We start from the raw sequence: 2,874 nt of genomic DNA on the forward strand, positions 1-2,874 counted from the left end.
GCCTGGGGGTCGGGCGGCACGGCATCGCCCGAACCCGCGAACGAGATGCCGGTGCCGCCGGTCGTCGACAGGTTGGTCGTCGCGACTGCTGCCGTGCCGTCGCCGGGCACCGAGCCGAGCACGGCCGGATCCGCGCGGTAGTAGTGGAAATGATCGACGTGGTCCCAGGTCCACACGCCGCTGTCGACGATGTCGATGCCGTCGTCGGTCTGCGCGAACAGGTAGCGACCGTCGGTCGTCAGAGCGCTCGGGGAAGAGACCTCGCCGATGTCCGTCACGCTCTCGTCGAGCAGGTCCAGGTGGGTGACTGCGCCGTCGGCGTCGATCGACGTCAGCCCGAGCTGCGGCTCGGCCACCTCCTCCGCGCCGGCGACGGCGCCGTGTGCGTCATCTGAGGAATCACTGGACGCCCGGTCGACGGGTGCCGAGCTGCAGGCGACCAGCGAGACGGCGAGAGTGCCGGTGAGGGCCAAGAGGGTGATGCGAGAGCGCACGGGGTCCTTTCGTGTCGTGTGTCGTGTGTCGTGCGGGGTCGCGTCGTCGCGACGGAGGGTTCAGGCGCGTCGCGCCCGTGAGCCGAGAGAGTCGAACGCTGCCCGCGCCGCCCACGAGAGGCAGGCGAGCAGGATGGCGGATGCCGCCACCGATGCCCCCGCGGCCGTCGCCGCGTACCACGACGCGAGCAGACCGAAGAAGACCGCGGCGATGCCGAAGAGTGCGGCGAGCGCCATGCGGGTCGGGATGCGGGTGGTCCAGTGCCCTGCGGCGACGGCCGGAGCGAGCAGCAGGCCGACGACGAGCATCGATCCGACGGCCTGGTAGGAGGCGACGACGGCGAGGGTCACGAGTCCGACGAGCGCTGCCTGGGCGATCTGCGGGCGGAGCCCCAGCACCGACGCGATCCGTGCGTCGAGCGACAGCGCCACGAACGAGCGGTGGAGCATGGCGGCGGTGAGCAGTCCGAGGGCGGCTGCTGCGGCGAGCAGCACGAGGTCCGTCTCGCTGATCGCGAGGATGTCGCCGAAGAGGATCGCTGTCGCGTCGGTGGCGAAGCTGCCGGAGTGGGAGATGATGATGACCCCGAGCGCGAGCATCGAGACGAACAGCAGGCCGATGCTCGTGTCGTATGACAGTCGTGCTCGGCGCTGCAGCACGCCGATGCCGAGGCTCATCGCGATGGCGCTCAGTGCGCCGCCGACCAGCACAGGCAGCGAGAGCACGGTGGCGAGGGCGACGCCGGGGAGCATGCCGTGTGCCAGCGCTTCGCCGAGGAATGCCATGCCGCGGATGACCACCCAGGTGCCGACGACGGCGCAGAGCACCGCGACGAGTGCGCCGCCGAGCATCCCGCGTTGCAGGAAGTCGAGCGCGAAGGGGGCGAGCACGCCGGAGGTGTGGGAGGTCACGTTCAGTGAGCCTAGGGCTTTTTGAGAATGATTATCAAACTCATAAGATGAAGAGGTGCTCGACCTCCCCCTCGCCCCGCGTGCGACCGCTGCTCTCACCGATGTCCGGGGCTCGTTCGGCGACCGGGCGGCCCTCGCGGGCATCGATGTCTCGATCGCCGCCGGTGCGGTCACCGTCATCACCGGGCCGAACGGTGCCGGCAAGTCGACTCTTCTCGAGGTGCTCGGGGGCACACGGCCGGTGTCCTCCGGCATCCGCACGGTGCGGGGTGCTGTGGCGTTCGTGCCGCAGCGCGCCGCTATTCCTGACGGCCTCCCTGTGTCGGTGAGAGATGTGGTGCGTGTCGGCGCATGGGGTCGATTCGGACTGTGGCGACGCGCGGATGCCACAGCGCGCGAGTTCATCGAGAGATCGATGGATCGCCTCGAGATCCGCTCATTGGCGCGCGAGCCGTTCTCTTCGCTCTCCGGCGGACAGCAGCAGCGGGCCCTGTTGGCGCAGGGGCTGGCGCGCGATGCCGACCTTCTGCTGCTCGACGAGCCGACGACCGGCCTCGACGCGTCGAGCGCTCTTCGGATCCGCGCGGTGCTGCGCGAGGAGTCCGCACGCGGGGTCGCGGTCGTCTGCGTCTCGCACGACCCCGCCGTCATCGGCGATGCGGAGCACACGATCCCGCTTGTCGACGGTCGTGTGCGCGCCGAGGTGTGACCTGTCAGTGCGCCCGCGTCACTGACCGCCAGTCCGCCCGGCCTCGTCTGCGATGGAGGGCCACGCGGGGAAAGTGTCCGAGAACCTCCGCCACGCGGCGGGCCCGGCCGTGAGCTCGTCGTCTGTGACGGTCGCGTCGTCGAGCGCGGCCCGAAGTCCCGCGTGGTCGAGGTTCAGCCCCGTGACGGCGAGGTCCTGCACCGTCGACGCGTTCTCGATATCGGTGGAGAGGGGATCGATCCAGATGGCGGGGCCGACCTGGTCCCAGCGCGCGAGGATTCCGGTGCGGCTGGCCAGTCGGCAGAAACCCGCAGAACGCAGCACGGCCCCGTGGTCACCTGACGCGATGTCGTCCAGTGCGGTGCGCAGCCGCGCGGGGTGGAACGGGCGTGGCTGCTCGTAGCGCACGGTCGTGACCCGCGGGTCCGTCATGTGCGGGTCGTGCTCGTCGTTGAGAGAGCGGACCCATCCGGCCCGCTCCAGAAGCGGGGGCGCGAAGCGCGGCGAGGCGCGCAGAGCATGGAAGTCCTCGGCGGGACCCCGAGACAGTCGCACGCGGGCCGTCGGGTTGAGATGCGAGGCGAGCGCCATGAGCAATGACAGCTCACTGGTGGGCGTCGACTCCCAGTTCACGAAGGCGACGAGCGTGGCGCCCTCGATGTAGGAGACCGCCCGGCGGGCGCGGGACCCGAAGTCCCATCGGTCGTCACCATCGGGGGCGCCTGCGATGAGGGGTGCGCCGTCGCGGAGGTCGTCACC

General features: G+C 70.4%; 3 protein-coding genes and 1 pseudogene. 1 reads left to right on the plus strand and 3 read right to left on the minus strand.

Annotated elements, in window-relative coordinates; genetic code table 11:
- Together J7E68_RS10100 and aztB are read right to left on the minus strand one after the other, a co-directional pair.
- A pseudogene (locus J7E68_RS10100) lies at window positions 1-494 on the minus strand (ABC transporter); the annotation flags it as partial.
- Window positions 495-554: 60 nt separating this feature from the next.
- The gene (aztB, locus tag J7E68_RS10105) at window positions 555-1,406 is read right to left on the minus strand and encodes a zinc ABC transporter permease AztB (RefSeq protein ID WP_311416809.1); all 852 of its coding nucleotides are present in this window, start codon (window positions 1,404-1,406) and stop codon (window positions 555-557) included.
- A 55-nt stretch (window positions 1,407-1,461) separates the two neighbouring features.
- Here aztB and aztA point away from each other — a divergent pair, with 55 nt between their 5' ends.
- A complete protein-coding gene (gene aztA / locus J7E68_RS10110) occupies window positions 1,462-2,115 on the plus strand; it encodes a zinc ABC transporter ATP-binding protein AztA (RefSeq protein WP_215172212.1) in 654 nt (217 codons plus the stop codon).
- Window positions 2,116-2,133: 18 nt separating this feature from the next.
- Here aztA and J7E68_RS10115 read toward each other — a convergent pair.
- A partial coding sequence (locus tag J7E68_RS10115) for a GTP-binding protein (RefSeq protein WP_215172215.1) occupies window positions 2,134-2,874 on the minus strand: 741 nt, incomplete at its 5' end.

The organism is Microbacterium sp. ISL-103 (assembly GCF_018613995.1).
GTDB lineage: Bacteria > Actinomycetota > Actinomycetes > Actinomycetales > Microbacteriaceae > Microbacterium.